At 40.9% G+C, this 13,995-nt stretch carries 14 protein-coding genes; 9 read left to right on the top strand and 5 right to left on the bottom strand.

The features are described 5' to 3' along the window. Positions 1–107: 107 nt before the first annotated feature. Positions 108–896 (bottom strand): hypothetical protein, encoded by a 789-nt coding sequence (locus HC725_RS08130; RefSeq protein ID WP_190331322.1) that lies wholly within the window; start codon positions 894–896, stop codon positions 108–110. 264 nt (positions 897–1,160) lie between these two features. On the opposite strand from HC725_RS08130, the gene frdA reads away from it, so the two are divergent. Genes frdA through frdD form a run of 4 tightly spaced genes read left to right on the top strand, consistent with a single transcriptional unit; the run spans position 1,161 to position 4,493 of the window. Beyond that, a complete protein-coding gene (frdA, locus tag HC725_RS08135) occupies positions 1,161–2,990 on the top strand; it encodes a fumarate reductase (quinol) flavoprotein subunit (RefSeq protein ID WP_190331323.1) in 1,830 nt (609 codons plus the stop codon). Next, the gene (locus HC725_RS08140; protein WP_190331324.1) at positions 2,990–3,736 is read left to right on the top strand and encodes a succinate dehydrogenase/fumarate reductase iron-sulfur subunit; all 747 of its coding nucleotides are present in this window, start codon (positions 2,990–2,992) and stop codon (positions 3,734–3,736) included. Before frdA ends, HC725_RS08140 begins: the two co-directional genes overlap by 1 nt. A gap of 1 nt (position 3,737) precedes the next feature. Continuing rightward, positions 3,738–4,121 carry a fumarate reductase subunit FrdC gene (gene frdC, locus HC725_RS08145; RefSeq protein ID WP_190331325.1) on the top strand — a complete coding sequence of 128 codons (384 nt, stop codon included), beginning with the start codon at positions 3,738–3,740 and terminating at the stop codon, positions 4,119–4,121. 9 nt (positions 4,122–4,130) lie between these two features. Next, positions 4,131–4,493, top strand: coding sequence for a fumarate reductase subunit FrdD (gene frdD / locus HC725_RS08150; RefSeq protein ID WP_190331326.1), 363 nt, complete (start codon positions 4,131–4,133; stop codon positions 4,491–4,493). A gap of 97 nt (positions 4,494–4,590) precedes the next feature. Here the strand turns inward: frdD and HC725_RS08155 are convergent, their stop codons facing one another. Beyond that, the gene (locus HC725_RS08155) at positions 4,591–5,040 is read right to left on the bottom strand and encodes a hypothetical protein (RefSeq protein WP_190331327.1); all 450 of its coding nucleotides are present in this window, start codon (positions 5,038–5,040) and stop codon (positions 4,591–4,593) included. Positions 5,041–5,226: 186 nt separating this feature from the next. Next, positions 5,227–5,793: an elongation factor P gene (gene efp / locus HC725_RS08160; protein ID WP_190331328.1), complete on the bottom strand. Its 567-nt coding sequence runs from the start codon at positions 5,791–5,793 to the stop codon at positions 5,227–5,229. Positions 5,794–5,826: 33 nt separating this feature from the next. On the opposite strand from efp, the gene epmB reads away from it, so the two are divergent. Both epmB and HC725_RS08170 read left to right on the top strand, forming a co-directional pair. Further along, the gene (gene epmB / locus HC725_RS08165) at positions 5,827–6,915 is read left to right on the top strand and encodes an EF-P beta-lysylation protein EpmB (protein ID WP_190331329.1); all 1,089 of its coding nucleotides are present in this window, start codon (positions 5,827–5,829) and stop codon (positions 6,913–6,915) included. A 14-nt stretch (positions 6,916–6,929) separates the two neighbouring features. Continuing rightward, on the top strand, positions 6,930–7,871 hold the full coding sequence (locus tag HC725_RS08170) for a LysR family transcriptional regulator (protein ID WP_190331330.1): 942 nt from the start codon (positions 6,930–6,932) through the stop codon (positions 7,869–7,871). 180 nt (positions 7,872–8,051) lie between these two features. On the opposite strand, the gene acuI is transcribed toward HC725_RS08170, so the two are convergent. Next, positions 8,052–9,032, bottom strand: coding sequence for an acrylyl-CoA reductase (NADPH) (acuI, locus tag HC725_RS08175; protein ID WP_190331331.1), 981 nt, complete (start codon positions 9,030–9,032; stop codon positions 8,052–8,054). 265 nt (positions 9,033–9,297) lie between these two features. Between acuI and HC725_RS08180 the strand changes: the two genes are divergently transcribed. Beyond that, the gene (locus tag HC725_RS08180) at positions 9,298–9,825 is read left to right on the top strand and encodes an MgtC/SapB family protein (RefSeq protein ID WP_190331332.1); all 528 of its coding nucleotides are present in this window, start codon (positions 9,298–9,300) and stop codon (positions 9,823–9,825) included. 129 nt (positions 9,826–9,954) lie between these two features. Here the strand turns inward: HC725_RS08180 and HC725_RS08185 are convergent, their stop codons facing one another. Further along, on the bottom strand, positions 9,955–11,430 hold the full coding sequence (locus HC725_RS08185; protein WP_194687900.1) for an ATP-binding cassette domain-containing protein: 1,476 nt from the start codon (positions 11,428–11,430) through the stop codon (positions 9,955–9,957). 224 nt (positions 11,431–11,654) lie between these two features. On the opposite strand from HC725_RS08185, the gene HC725_RS08190 reads away from it, so the two are divergent. Next, the gene (locus tag HC725_RS08190; RefSeq protein ID WP_190331379.1) at positions 11,655–12,629 is read left to right on the top strand and encodes a putative oxygenase MesX; all 975 of its coding nucleotides are present in this window, start codon (positions 11,655–11,657) and stop codon (positions 12,627–12,629) included. A 55-nt stretch (positions 12,630–12,684) separates the two neighbouring features. Further along, entirely contained in the window at positions 12,685–13,719 is a 1,035-nt protein-coding gene (locus HC725_RS08195) for a methionine synthase (protein WP_190331333.1), read from the top strand. Positions 13,720–13,995: the final 276 nt, after the last annotated feature.

Consider the following 13,995-nt stretch of genomic DNA (forward strand, 5'->3'; position numbering starts at 1 on the left):
GAAGCGGTCCCAAAAAAATAACCTTAATGCATTATCAAAATCATCGAGGCTATTTCATTGGTATACATGTTGTGCTCATATGCTACAAAAGATAGCAGATGAATCAATTAGTTAAACTGGTATTTATAAACGATACCTAATTGTTCATCATGGCCATAACTATTATCTTGTAAGAAACCATACGCCGCAACGGATTGGCGCTTAGTAATGCTATAACCTGTGCCTAACGCGAATAGGTAACCGTGATAATCATTTGAGCCTAATGATCCTGCTGCCACCCCAATTAACCGCCACTTATCCGTTAATGGTTTTAAAGCAAAGGTACCTAAATAACCTGAAGAACTGGAATTAGGAACATACATAATTCCATCAGTTAAATTATTAAAATCTATATTATCCGTTCCGCACTGTTCATTACTGTAGCAAGCTACCTCACCATCATTATAAGTATACCCACCCATTAAAAAAACTTGAGTACCCCACGGAGTAAAGCCAAAATAACTTAATGGCACAAAAGTACCAATACTGTAGTTATTTTGGCTTGAACCATCATCAAACTCTTTCTTACCAAAGTTGACATTAACAATACCAACATCAAACAACCACGATCCGCCTAAACGCCATTCATCTCCATCAGAATCAACCGAAGCATTTATTTTATTTACTGGCCCCAAACCTAATGAACCTGAAAACTTTAATTGATCACCGCCATAGCTAACGCCACCTTGAGTCACAACCTTGGTCGGGTCCTCTGCCATTTTGGCCTTTTCTTTATCTATTTCTGCTTGCTTATTATCATTTTTAACATCATCAGCATAGCTAGGCAGAGCCAATACCATCAGCGCCAACAATAAGATATTAATGGCATTCGGCAACACCTGTTTGATTGTTTTCATGAGAACCATTCTAATTAATTAAAATAACTACATTGATAATAGCGAATATAAAAAGCATGTCTTCATGTTTATTTTTCAAACACCATAAAACACACTTCACAACCTTCACTTTATATACCCAATTAGGGGTAAGTATTGACACCTTATACCCTGTCAGATCAATTTCTTAGTTACCAATGTTACTTATACTGATCAACGTTATAGAAACTATTTTTCCAATCGTGCTCATGAAAGACATGGACACACCAACTCTGGAGGATAACTGTGAAAGTCATAACCACAGATATCGCAGTAATCGGAGCCGGCGGCGCTGGCTTACGTTCTGCAATTGCGGCAGCAGAAGCAAACCCTGAACTCGAAGTTGCACTGATTTCAAAAGTGTATCCAATGCGTTCACATACGGTTGCTGCCGAAGGCGGTTCAGCAGCAGTTATCAAGGAAGAAGACAGCTTAGACAACCATTTTAACGATACCGTTGGTGGTGGTGATTGGCTATGTGAACAGGACGTTGTTGAATATTTCGTCGCGAATTCTACTCGCGAAATGATACAAATGGAGCAATGGGGTTGCCCTTGGAGCCGTAAAGAAAATGGCGATGTCAATGTACGCCGTTTTGGTGGCATGAAAATCGAACGTACTTGGTTTGCGGCCGATAAAACTGGCTTCCATATGCTGCACACTCTTTTCCAAACCTCAATCAAATACCCAAACATCAAACGTTTCGATGAATATTTCGTGGTTGACCTGCTCGTTAATGAAGAAGCTGTTGATGGCGAAAAAAGCACAAAAGAAGCACAAGGTATTGTTGCCATTCACATGTCTGAAGGTGAATTGGTTGCGATTAAAGCAAAATCAGTAATATTGGCTACTGGTGGTGCTGGACGTGTTTATCACACCAATACTAACGGCGGTATCGTAACTGGCGATGGTATGGCAATGGCTTATCGTCACGGCGTACCGCTACGTGACATGGAATTTGTGCAATACCACCCAACGGGCCTACCAGGTACGGGCATCTTGATGACCGAAGGTTGTCGTGGTGAAGGCGGTATTATCGTCAACAAAAATGGCTACCGTTACTTGCAAGATTATGGCATGGGTCCTGAAACTCCGGTTGGCGAGCCGAAAAACAAATATATGGAACTAGGTCCTCGCGACAAAGTGTCTCAAGCGTTCTGGCATGAACAACAAAAAGGCAACACCATCAAGCACCCACTTGGTGATGTAGTGATGTTGGATCTACGCCACTTAGGTGAAGAGTACCTCAATGAACGTCTACCGTTTATTTGTGAACTGGCTAAAGCTTACGTGAACGTTGACCCAGCTAAAGAGCCTATTCCAATTCGCCCGACCGTGCACTACACCATGGGTGGGATTGAAACCAATGGCCAATGTGAAACACAGATTAAAGGTCTATTTGCAGTTGGTGAGTGCGCTTCTGTTGGTTTACACGGCGCAAACCGTTTAGGTTCTAACTCATTAGCGGAGTTCGTCGTATTTGGCCGCGTAGCTGGTGAACATGCCGCCGAACGCGCGAAAGCATTCAAAGGCTGGAATGAAGAAAGCATCAAAACACAAATACAAGTGGTTGAAGCGCGCATTGAAGCACTGATGAATCAAGAAGGAGATGAAAGCTGGTCAGATATCCGCACAGAAATGGGCCACTCAATGGAAGCCGGTTGTGGTATCTATCGTGAAGAAGCATCCATGCAAGCTACCATAGATAAACTGGCTGAACTAAAAGCGCGCTACAAGAAAATCAGCATTAAAGATAAAGGCCAAGTGTTTAACACCGACCTACTGTACGCGATTGAAATTGGTTACGGATTAGATGTAGCAGAAGCGATGGCTCAATCGGCAATTCGTCGCAGAGAATCTCGTGGGGCTCATCAACGCTTAGATGAGGGTTGTACGACTCGTGATGATGAAAACTTCTTGAAGCACACGCTTTCTTTCTATCAAGAGGATGCCGCGCCTGTGATCGATTACAGCGCAGTAAAAATAACCAAATCTCAACCTAAAGCTCGCTTGTACGGCGCTGCTGCTGAAGAAGCTGCCGTCAAAGAAGCCGCTGAAGCGAAGGAAGCTAAATAATGTCAGTAACTGCGACCCGCACTCAAAAAGTACATATGTCACGTTACAACCCAGAAATGGATGACGCGCCATACCTACAAACGTTTGACGTTCCTTGTGATGATACAACATCAATCTTAGATGCGATTGGTTACATCAAAGATCACCTTGATAAAAACCTATCTTACCGTTGGTCTTGCCGTATGGCGATCTGTGGTTCGTGCGGCGTGATGGTCGATAAAGTGCCAAAACTCGCCTGTAAAAGTTTCATGCGTGACTATCCAACAGGTGTCACCATTGAGCCTTTAGCTAACTTCCCAATCGAAAAAGATCTTATCGTAGATATGAGTTCTTTTATCGAGCGTTTAGAAGCGATCAAGCCTTACATTATAGGCAATGATCGCACACTAGAAGATGGTCCAAACAAACAAACGCCAGAGCAGATGGAAAAATATAAGCAATTTGCCAACTGCATCAATTGTGGTCTTTGCTATGCCGCTTGTCCTCAATTCGGTTTAAATCCTGAATTTATTGGACCAGCTGCTTTAACTCTTGCCCATCGTTACAACCTAGATAGCCGTGATAACGGTAAAGCAGAGCGTATGAAGCTGATCAACAGTGAAAACGGCGCTTGGGGTTGTACTTTTGTTGGTTACTGTTCAGTCGTTTGTCCAAAACATGTTGATCCTGCTGCTGCGGTAAACCAAGGCAAAGTAGAGTCTTCAATGGATTTCGTTATCTCTATGTTTAAGTCTGAGGAGATCTAGGATGAGTAAACGTAAGCCTTATGTTCGCACTATCGAGCGTACTTGGTGGAGCAAACATCCGTTCTACCGCTTTTACATGGTTCGTGAAGCAACCGTTCTACCGTTAATCTTGTTCACATTGTTTATGCTATGTGGCCTTGCAAGCTTAGTGAAAGGCCCACAAGCTTGGATTGAATGGCAACACTTCATGCAAAATCCAGTGGTGATCGCGATTAACATCGTGGCCCTAGCAGGTAGCTTATTCCATGCAGCCACCTTCTTTAGCATGATGCCGCAAGTAATGCCGATCCGCGTGAAAGGTAAACTACTGAGTCCGAAAGTAATTATTGCCGCACAATGGGGCGCAGTTACTGTGATCTCATTGTTTGTATTGGCTTTGGTGTAGGAGATAGACATGATTAACCCAAACCCAAGACGTTCTGACGAGCCAATTTGGTGGTCTTTATTTGGCGCTGGTGGCACATGGTTTGCCATGATCACGCCCGTCACTATTTTAGTGCTTGGCATATTAATGCCGTTAGGTGTGTTCGATATTGGTACGTTTAACTTTTTAAGAGCCCATACTTTTGCTAGCAGCTTTATTGGCGCATTATTTTTAATCGCCTCGATTGCGCTACCAATATGGCATGCAATGCACCGTGTTCACCACGGCATGCATGATCTTAAATTCCACACAGGTCTAATCGGCAAGATTGCTTGTTATGCATTTGCCGCATTAGTCAGTGTCTTAGCGATTGTGTTTATTTTTTTGCTATAAAGAATAGATAAAAAAATTTAAAGCCGACAATATTGTCGGCTTTTTAGTTCTTATAATAAAATATAAAAAAATCTAACTAAATATCCATTTTAATCGTCTAGTTCAGCTCACTATTAGTCATATCATAAACGCGTTTATTTGATTCAATTGCATATACTCGACCGCCAAGTGATTTGCATTCACTATCACTTTTATTTTTCCATTTCACAGCAGTACCATACGCGACTGGTCGCACAATCCTCCAAGGCCAAAAACCAAAACGTTGACCCGCATGAAAGTCAATAACCGTATTAGCATTCAATCTATCAGCATAATGAATAAACTTAGGCATTATATTAGCAACGGATCCATATGTTCCTTTGCCAGCCTTAAAATCTCGAATATTTTCATAATCGAGATTGGGGATATTATCAAAAATACACATTGTTTTCATATGGCTAATATCAGTAGGCAAAACAAGTTTAGGGTCTTGGATAGAAGCAAGATTGGTAGAAGTACAACCTGAAATGAACAAAATAATAGCAACTAATGGTAAAACCTTTTTCATAAATATCCTTAAAATTAAAAACACTCCAATTTAAGCCGTTAGATATAATCCATCAATACAATCAACACAATAATATTCACAAAAAGAATAGATATGTAATGCGTAATACAAAAAAAACGAGTCACTTAATTTGAAGTGACTCGCTTTTTAGTATCGATATTACTCAATTTTCAATTACAAAGAAAATTACTTAACGCGACCCACATATTCGCCAGTACGCGTATCTACTTTTACCACTTCACCAATAGTGATGAATAATGGAACACGGACGACTGCGCCAGTGCTCAAAGTCGCCGGTTTGCCGCCAGTACCTTGAGTATCACCTTTTAGGCCAGGATCGGTTTCTGTTACCGCAATCTCAACAAAATTTGGTGGAGTGACCGTGATCGGAGTATTATTCCACAACGTTAGAGTACAAACGTCATTTTCAACTAACCATTTAGCCATATCGCCAACGGCTTTAGTGTCGGCGGCAAGTTGCTCGAAGGTTTCATTGTTCATGAAATGGTAAAATTCACCATCGTTGTACAAGTAGCCAAGTTCAACATCAACAACGTCTGCTTGTTCAAAGCTTTCACCTGATTTGAATGTTTTTTCTAACGTTTTACCAGACAAAAGTTTACGCAATTTCACGCGGTTAAACGCTTGGCCTTTACCCGGCTTGACGTATTCATTTTCGAGAATTGAGCAAGGCTCATTATCCAACATGAACTTTAAACCGCCTTTAAATTCATTAGTGCTAACTGTAGCCATGATGTCCTCTTACAGATTTCTGAGTTAATTTCAATGCCGCATATCATAACCCGAAAAGTCGAGTCTGTTGAGCAAAACCACCTAAAATCCACCTCTTCTTTCACACAAATACCGGTAAAAACCGATTCAAATCGCCAAAATCAGTGGTTATCTGAATTAAATGGTGCGATTTCGGATCCATTAGAATTACTCAATCAGCTCGATATTGATCCAACACCATGGCTTGAAGGAATGAAAGCTCGTCAACTTTTTGCTCAACGCGTACCACAAAGCTTTGTCGATAGAATGGAAAAAGGCAACCCACACGATCCATTACTGCGCCAAGTTCTGCCATTACATGAAGAGTTTAATATCCATGATGGCTATTCAGACGATCCTTTAGATGAGCAAAGTAATAAAATACCAGGCTTGCTGCATAAATATAAAAGCCGCGTTTTGATGATCGTAAAAGGAGGATGCGCAATAAACTGCCGTTACTGCTTCCGTCGTCACTTTCCTTATCAAGACAACAAAGGCAGCAAGAAGGCATGGCAAACTAGCCTTGATTATATTACTTCGCACCCAGAACTGGATGAAGTGATCTTATCAGGCGGCGATCCATTAATGGCCAAAGATCAAGAATTACAGTGGCTAATTGAAGCCATCAGCCAAATTGACCACATCAAAACCCTGCGTATTCATAGCCGTTTACCGGTGGTGATCCCATCTAGGATCACTGAGGATTTATGTGACACATTGCAAAACACACGCCTACAAGTGGTGGTGGTAACGCACATCAATCACGCCAATGAGATCAATCAAGAATTAAATCTAGCGTTGGCTAAATTGAAACACATTGGCGTAACCTTATTAAACCAAAGTGTCTTATTAAAGGGCGTTAATGACAATATTGAAGCTCAAGTGGATTTAAGCCGAGCATTATTTCAAGCGAGTGTATTACCTTACTACTTACATGTATTAGATAAAGTCCAAGGCGCTGCGCATTTTTATGTCTCCGATGACAGAGCAAGAGAAATAATATCAGGCGTATTAACTCAAGTTTCGGGTTATCTAGTTCCTAAATTAGCGCGAGAAATTGGTGGCGAAAAAAGCAAAACGCCACTGGATTTACGTTTATCTTAAAGTAGAGGAATAACATGGAACTCGAAGATATTTACCGCCGAGATTTGAATTTATTGGTCGCCTTGCGGGTGTTAATCGAAGAAGGTAGTGTGAGTAAAGCCGCCGTTCGCCTGAATTTAAGTCAATCGGCGATGAGTAGAGTATTAGGCAGATTGCGTTTATTACTGGACGACCCACTCTTTACTCGGCAAGGCCAAGCATTGATGCCGACTCAAAAAGCACTCGACTTTAATCGCTCGCTTGCTGCGCCATTGGAAAACCTACGAGAGTTGTTATCCCCACAAGATTTTGATCCTAAAGCGTGCCAGCAAAAATTCATCATTGCGGCAACAGATTATTCCACTCAGACTATTCTGCCCTTTGCACTTCCGCGTATTTATCAAGAAGCACCCAATATCCGCTTAGAACTTGTGCCGTTACAACATCAGCAACTTACCCAACAATTGACCACACAAGGGGCAGATTTGGCTATTTGCCGTCCAACGTATTCTGTTGCGCCTTTGCATTGCGATACATTAGGAAAAGTCAGCGTTTTTTGTTTGCTATCCAAATCTCATCCATTGGCAGGAAAAGCCCTAACGTTAGATGACTATCTAAGCGCACATCATGCCATGATCGCGATTAGTGATGGCGTTAAAGCCTTAATCGATGAAGCATTAATTGGGCATCCTGAGCCAAAACTGATGCTACGTTCTTATCATTTAGAAACAGCATTGGCTGTCATTGATTCGCTTCCACTGATTATTACGGTTCCTGCCGACTTAGCCTATTTGGTGGCAAAGCGTCATGATCTCATCATCAAGAAATTACCTTTTCGGTTAGAACCTTTTGACTATTCGATGATCTGGCACGATCGCTGCCATCATTCACCTGCGCAAGAATGGTTAAGAAAAGTCGTGAAACAAGAATGTGGAAAACTAATCGCCGAGAGGGTGAAGGTGATGGAAATAGAATAAATTCTAATAATGGGAAGTAGAAGATAAATCCTAAAGAAAAAGACTAAATGGGCACTCATGTCAAAGCACCACCTAGCCTTTTTTTATTTAATTAACTCTCAGATAAAATTGTTCACATTTCAGATCTTCTTACTCACCTCGGAGATCGAAAGCCAAGTGCACTCAATCCTCAGAGTGATTTTATAGCTTAATTACCACTCGCCCAGTCACTTGTCCGTTAGTGATATCGTCAGCGTATTTAGAGACTTCTTCTAAGCTCACTTGTGTGCACGCTTGATCGAAATAACTAGCGGGTAAAATATCCACCAGTTTATTCCACGCCGCGATGCGTTTTTCACTCGGGCAATTAACTGAATCAACACCCTGCAAACGCACGTTACGCAAAATAAATGGCATCACGGTCGTTGGTAAATCAAAACCCGCAGCCAAACCACAAGCGGCAACCACTGAGTTGTAATCCATTTGCGCTAATACTTTCGCGAGCATCTTGCTTCCTGCGGTATCAACAGCCCCTGCCCAGATTTGCTTTTCTAATGGGCGAGCTGGCTCTTCAAATTCACTGCGAGCAATAATACGTGCTGCACCCAACTCTTGGAGTAAAGGACCATTGGTTTCAACACGGCCAGTAACAGCCGCCACTTTATAACCTAATTGGCTAAGTAAAGTCACCGCAACCGAACCCACGCCACCACTAGCACCAGTCACTAAGATTTCGCCATCTTCAGGTTTTACGCCACCATCGAGGATAGCTTGAACACATAACATCGCAGTGAAACCAGCCGTGCCGATCATCATGGCTTGCTTGCTATCAAAACCTTGTGGAAGAGGCACTAACCAATCGGCTTTCAGGCTGGCTTTTTGCGCCATGCCACCCCAATGATTTTCACCCACGCCCCAACCGGTTAATACGACTTTATCGCCTGTGTTGTAACGGGTATCTTTTGACTCAAGAACCGTACCTGCAAAATCGATACCCGGCACCATAGGGAAGTTTCGAATGATTTTTCCTTTCCCTGTAATGGCCAAACCATCCTTGTAGTTTAAAGAAGAGTACTCCACAGCCACCAGCACATCACCTTCAGGCAACGTGGTTTCATCTAACATTTCAATACTAGAAATAGTGCGTTTTTCTTCTTGATTTAGAACTAATGCTTTAAACATAACGTCTCCAGGTTCACGCGTTAAAACGTGCGATAGAAATAAAAATCGGTCTAATTATTTACAGTATAGGCAATTGCCAACAATGAAAAAAATGAAATGAAATCATTAAATACATGTATGTTGCGCATAAACAAAAACGACCAACTGCATCAATTATTTTTTCGGCTACAATAAAAAATCATCATGATCATAAAAATAGATCTCAAACAAAAACATTGGCATAGTCGCCATTCTATTTTTTACTCTTTACAGGAATATACACAACATGGATCCAACTTGGCTTGATATCACCCCTTTCAATTGGTGGTCACTTTTAGCCTGTGCAATCAACGGTATATTGATTGGATTGGAACGCCAACTCCGAGGTAAGCCCGTTGGTATTCGTACCGCTATTTTAATTATTTCCGGCACCTATTTGTTCATGGCAATGGCGGTTTCTTTATCTCCTAACACCTTAGATCAAGCCCGAGTACTTGGCCAAATTATTACGGGGGTTGGTTTTTTAGGTGCAGGCGTGATGATGACGATGGATGGAAAAATTCATGGTGTGACCTCAGCAGCCGTCATTTGGGTTCTTGCTGCATTAGGGCTGATGATTGGCCTTGGACACGAACATCAATCGGTCATATTTACCGTACTGGCATTATTGGTATTGCTCGGTGTCGATAAAGTAGAAAAAAGCTTCCACGGTTTGCGTCGAGGTGTCCACCAAACGATTCAACGACGCCGTCGCCCTAAAACGATTAATATGAATCGTGCGGTTGGTAAAGAAGAACAAAGTACTGAAGATTAAAACTGAAGCGAAAGCCAAAAAGCAAAAACAGTAATTCTAAATTATTTTCAGGTTCTCAAAAGCTCGAATGGATCGATGAACAGTTCGAGCTTTTGAGGAGCATAATGTTAAGGATTTCGATTTGATATCCTAAATGTTTCCATTCACTTCTACTTGATACCCCTCTTCAACACTGCCAACAAAATCGACATAATTCTGAATTGCAGGCAAAGCATCATCCACATGATGGGAAACATAAAGCAGCTGACTTAAATTTTCTTGGGCAATCATATTCAAGGTGTTCATAACCAATTTTCGGTTAATAAAATCTAACCCTTGATAAGGCTCATCTAAAATCAACAACACCGGCTGTTTAATTAAAGCGCGGCCAATAAGTAGCAAACGTTGTTGACCATAATCGAGTTGTTTAAAGCTGATCTTCTCACAATTAGTCATATGTAAGATTGCCAACCAATCTTTGGCTAAATCGACCTGCTTCTTACTCGGCTGTTGATACAAGCCAATCGAATCAAAAAAACCAGACAACAAAACCTCAAGCGCACTGCAATTGACTCGATATTGCAGATGCAGCGCCGAAGACACAATGCCAATCTGCTGTTTAACTTGCCAGATAGTTTCACCACTGCCACGCGGCTTACCAAACAAAGTAATATCGTTGCTATAACATTGCGGATGATCACCTAAAATCAAACCAAGCAAGGTACTTTTGCCACAACCATTCGGGCCACGAACTTGCCAATGCTGACCATTATTAATTCGCCAATTAACATCTTTAAAAATCAGCCCATCGGTGTATTCCACTTTACCGTTCTTTAACTCCACCAGCGGATCTGGATACTGTGGTTGATAACGCTGACGCTTAATAAGTTCCAGCACTTCATCACTGCGCTGTTGAGATAATTGATTTAGTTGCGCCATCACAGGATGAGCGAGCCATTCATCAATCGTCATTGGTGGACTTAAACGATGCGTGTTATGACCCGCTTTATCGACGTCAACATTAAACATTGCCACATGGGTAATGCACTCCGGAACCTCATCTTCACGCGAGGTAATCACAATGATCTGTATCGTTTTAGATAGCTGATTAAGCAACTCAGAAAGGCTTTGCTGATGTGCAATATCAAGCCCCGCATAAGGCTCATCTAACACTAATAGATCCGGATTAATCGCCAACGCTCTTGCTAGCATCACTCGACGAGTTTCTCCGGTAGAAAGTTGACGAAAGCCACGTTGACGCAAATGGATCAAATCGGTCAGTGCTAATAAATTGTTAAGTTCTGAATGTTCTGTACACATTTCCGCAACGAGCGTTTCAACACTGGAACCATAATCCAATCGATCCATAAAATCAGTGTCATCATTTGATAATTCTTTATCGAGTAAAAGTTGTTGTTGATACAAAGACACCCAGCCAATGCTACTGGGAAGGCCAATAACATCGCCCTGTTCAATCATCAAATCGCCAGTGAGTAAGCGCCCAATGACAGAACCACAATGGCTATAAGTTGAGAAGATCGCCCAGTGCTGACCCGAAGCAATCTCCCAATCATCGACTTGTAAACCATACTCCTGAACAATGAGATTTTTTATCTGTATCGTCAAAACTATTTTCCCCTCATATAAAACAAACGTCTAAGCAACGGAATAGAACAACATGAAATTTATTCATTATAAGCATTAAGTAAAATCAATATTACTCATCTAATTAACAAAGTATAAACATATTAAGCTTTTAACTTTATACATATTGCTGTTGATTTTTAATTAGCCTTTAGGGTGAATCAACAGGCAAGGAAGATCAAAAAGGGAATTAGAACGAGATGAGTATTAATAACGAAGTTACATTTACCCTTAAGAGTGTTTGTCTCGATGAAAACTATCATCCATCAGTCAATACTCGTATCACGACTAATTTTGCTAATTTGGCTAGAGGGGATTATCGTCAATCAAATTTGCGTAATGCCTTAGCAATGATTAACAATCGTTTTAATACCTTAGCACATTGGGATAATCCTACTGGAAACCGTTATTCTGTTGAGCTAGAAATAATTTCTGTTGATATTGATGTTGAAGGCAATGGTAAATATTTTCCATCAATCGAAGTATTAAAAACCAATATTTTTGATAGTAAAACGAATCAACGTATCGAAGGTATCGTAGGAAATAATTTCTCCTCTTATGTTCGAGATTATGATTTTAGCGTATTACTGCAAGAACATAATAGAAACCAAGTTAAATTTAGCATTCCAGATAACTTTGGTGAATTACACGGCAACATTTTCAAATCATTCATTCATTCAGATGTTTACAAGAGTAACTTTGATAAACCGCCAGTAATATGTCTGAGTGTTTCTGATAATAAAACCTACTATCGTACGGCAAATCAACACCCTGTATTAGGCGTTGAATATCAGCCAAATGAGTCTTCATTAACTGAGCAATACTTCAAAAAGATGGGATTACACGTTCGTTACTTTATGCCGTCAAACAGCGCTGCACCATTTGCTTTATATCATGTTGGGGATTTACTCAATGATTACACTAATCTCGAGCTTATAAGCACCATTAGCACAATGGAAACCTTCCAAAAGATATACAGACCGGAAATTTATAATGCGAATAACACCGCAGGAGAATCTTATAAACCCGATCTGAAGAATATGGATCATTCTTTAACCCAAATTGTTTATGACCGAGAAGAGCGCAGTGCGTTAGCCAATGATCAGGGTAAATTTGCGGAAGAAAACTTTATCAAACCTTATCAAACGATCCTTGAACAATGGTCTTGCTCTGCACACTGAATAATCACATGACCTCTTACGTTAATTATTTCTTCAAATAGGCGCATTATTTATCATGAAAACTTTATTACCAACATCAACGGCTGGCAGCTTACCTAAACCTTTATGGCTTGCAGAACCAGAAACACTTTGGTCTCCTTGGAAATTACAAGATGACGAATTAATCGAAGGCAAACACGATGCTCTGCGCCTTTCCCTACAAACTCATCAACAAGCTGGTATTGATATCGTCAGTGATGGCGAACAAACACGCCAACATTTTGTGACGACCTTTATTGAGCACCTCAACGGGGTGGATTTTGAGAACCGTAAAACCGTAAAAATTCGTGATCGTTATGAGGCGAGCGTTCCAACTGTTGTGGGTCCTGTTAGTCGCCAAAAATCGGTATTTGTTGAGGATGCTAAGTTTTTACGTCAACAAACCAAGCAGCCAATCAAATGGGCATTACCTGGCCCAATGACGATGATTGATACCCTTTATGATGACCATTATAAAAGTCGTGAAAAGCTCGCTTGGGAATTCGCTAAAATATTGAATCAAGAAGCCAAAGAGTTAGAAGCTGCTGGTGTAGATATCATCCAATTTGATGAACCTGCATTTAATGTATTTTTTGATGAAGTCAATGATTGGGGGATTGCTACTTTAGAACGAGCAATTGAAGGACTTAAATGTGAAACCGCAGTACATATTTGCTACGGTTATGGCATCAAAGCTAATACCGATTGGAAAAAAACACTCGGTGCCGAATGGCGACAATATGAAGAAGCATTCCCTAAACTGCAAAAATCCAATATCGATATTATCTCATTAGAATGCCATAACTCTCATGTTCCAATGGAACTGTTAGAGCTAATTCGAGGTAAAAAAGTCATGGTGGGTGCCATTGATGTAGCAACCAATACCATTGAAACGCCTGAAGAAGTGGCAAATACTTTACGCAAAGCCCTACAGTTTGTCGATGCCGATAAACTATACCCATGTACCAACTGTGGTATGGCGCCTTTATCTCGTCAGGTCGCAACCGGTAAACTCAATGCCTTAAGCGCTGGCGCTGAGATCATCCGCCGAGAGCTATCCGCTGGCAGCTAACTAATCTCTTTAACATTAATCTGCTTTAACATTAATCTACCGTTGGGAGAGTTTGATTTACCAACCTCCCATCGGTAAAGATGAGATTAGATCGTTCTGCCGATAAATAGACACGGTTCTAAAATGTCACACATCTATGAACAACTCATACTTAAACGTATAGAAAACCTAACAAATATAATCATTTAAAATAGATTATCGCTTCCCTACCTCTCATTACACCTTTTATAAATACAAATGACATAAACCTCACATAGACACAAAATTAAAAGGGTA

Source organism: Vibrio sp. S17_S38 (genome assembly GCF_014694375.1).
Classification (GTDB): Bacteria; Pseudomonadota; Gammaproteobacteria; order Enterobacterales; family Vibrionaceae; genus Vibrio.

Bases quoted from the DNA above. Each gene is read 5' to 3' on its own strand.
- HC725_RS08130 (WP_190331322.1), bottom strand. From the start codon at position 896: ATGAAAACAATCAAACAGGTGTTGCCGAATGCCATTAATATCTTATTG.
- HC725_RS08140 (WP_190331324.1), top strand. From the start codon at position 2,990: ATGTCAGTAACTGCGACCCGCACTCAAAAAGTACATATGTCACGTTAC.
- frdC (WP_190331325.1), top strand. From the start codon at position 3,738: ATGAGTAAACGTAAGCCTTATGTTCGCACTATCGAGCGTACTTGGTGG.
- frdD (WP_190331326.1), top strand. From the start codon at position 4,131: ATGATTAACCCAAACCCAAGACGTTCTGACGAGCCAATTTGGTGGTCT.
- HC725_RS08155 (WP_190331327.1), bottom strand. From the start codon at position 5,040: ATGAAAAAGGTTTTACCATTAGTTGCTATTATTTTGTTCATTTCAGGT.
- efp (WP_190331328.1), bottom strand. From the start codon at position 5,793: ATGGCTACAGTTAGCACTAATGAATTTAAAGGCGGTTTAAAGTTCATG.
- epmB (WP_190331329.1), top strand. From the start codon at position 5,827: ATGCCGCATATCATAACCCGAAAAGTCGAGTCTGTTGAGCAAAACCAC.
- HC725_RS08170 (WP_190331330.1), top strand. From the start codon at position 6,930: ATGGAACTCGAAGATATTTACCGCCGAGATTTGAATTTATTGGTCGCC.
- acuI (WP_190331331.1), bottom strand. From the start codon at position 9,032: ATGTTTAAAGCATTAGTTCTAAATCAAGAAGAAAAACGCACTATTTCT.
- HC725_RS08180 (WP_190331332.1), top strand. From the start codon at position 9,298: ATGGATCCAACTTGGCTTGATATCACCCCTTTCAATTGGTGGTCACTT.
- HC725_RS08195 (WP_190331333.1), top strand. From the start codon at position 12,685: ATGAAAACTTTATTACCAACATCAACGGCTGGCAGCTTACCTAAACCT.